This is a genomic window from uncultured Aurantimicrobium sp. (assembly GCF_936931525.1).
GTDB lineage: Bacteria > Actinomycetota > Actinomycetes > Actinomycetales > Microbacteriaceae > Aurantimicrobium.
On sequence record NZ_CAKZII010000154.1, the window covers coordinates 1 to 1349 of the forward strand.

General features: G+C 57.3%; 1 protein-coding gene and 1 pseudogene. One reads left to right on the forward strand and one right to left on the reverse strand.

Features of this window, described 5'->3' with window-relative positions:
- Positions 1 to 1201 (forward strand): annotated as a pseudogene (locus Q0362_RS07720) (preprotein translocase subunit SecA); the annotation flags it as partial.
- 6 nt (positions 1202 to 1207) lie between these two features.
- On the opposite strand, the gene Q0362_RS07725 reads toward Q0362_RS07720, so the two are convergent.
- Positions 1208 to 1349 (reverse strand): Rv3235 family protein (locus Q0362_RS07725; RefSeq protein ID WP_298122189.1); only part of this gene is annotated, 142 nt, incomplete at its 5' end.

Below are 1349 nucleotides of genomic sequence, written 5' to 3' on the forward strand. Positions count from 1 at the left end.
AGAGGGCGTCCAGGCAGAAGCTGACAAGGTCGTTGAAGCTGGTGGACTTTACGTCCTCGGCACCGAGCGTCACGAGTCACGTCGTATCGACAACCAGCTGCGTGGTCGTTCCGGACGTCAGGGTGACCCCGGTGAAAGCCGCTTCTACCTCTCGCTGACCGATGACCTCATGCGCATGTTCAACTCAGGCGCTGCAGAAGCCATCATGACGCGCAGCAACATTCCTGATGACACCGCGATCGAGTCGGCGATTGTCTCGCGCGCCATTCGCTCTGCACAGTCACAGGTAGAAGCCCGTAACGCTGAAATGCGCAAGAACGTTCTGAAGTATGACGATGTTCTCAACCGTCAGCGTGAAGCAATCTACTCTGACCGTGCACACATCCTCGAAGGTGATGACCTCAAGGATCGCGTCCACGCATTCCTCGAAGACGTTGTTGACGAAGTCCTCTCCGTTCACACCGGTGAAGGCAATGGAGATGACTGGGACTTCGATGCTCTTTGGGCAGAGCTCAAGACCATCTACCCCGTGGGAATCACCATCGATGAGGTTATCCAGGAAGCTGGAAACAAGGGTCGCGTGAACAAGGAGTTCATGCGTCGCGAAATCCAGTCGGATGCTGTCGTTGCCTATGAACGCCGTGAAGAATCACTGGGCGCAACCGCCATGCGTGAGCTTGAGCGTCGTGTTGTTCTCTCCGTGGTGGACCGCCGCTGGCGTGACCACCTCTACGAGATGGACTACCTCAAGGACGGTATTGGTCTGCGTGCCATGGCACAGCGTGACCCACTGGTCGAGTACCAGCGTGAAGGCTTTGCCCTCTACCAAGGCATGATGGCCGCCATCAAGGCAGAGTCTGTTGGCTTCTTGTTCAACCTCGAAGTTCAGGTGAACGCTGCTGAAGGCGATCCAGAACACCCCAGCATCGCCGCTAAGGGCCTCACTCCAGAGAGTGCAGCACAGCAGCACCTCAGCTACACCGCGCCTTCTGAGGACGGCCACGTTGAGGTTCGTGACGACAAGGGTCGCGTTGAGAAGGCAGAGACTGCTCGTGCACAGCAAGCTGCGGACAACGGTCGCCAGATTGTTCCTGAGGACAACCGTCCAGTGAGCCCAACCGGTGATGCACGTGGTGCATTCGGTCAGTCCACGAACGGTGCTCCTGCAGGAAACCGCGCAGAGCGTCGTAAGAAGAAGTAATTCTTCTTACAGAACGTGAATAGCGGTTGCCCTCCAGCGACCGTCTAGGCCCTCGAGGCGAATAGCAATTGAGCGCGTGCGGGCTTTGCCATGCACAATTACGACCGACTCCACCACCCCATCGACAGGGTGGGTAATTATCGTGCGA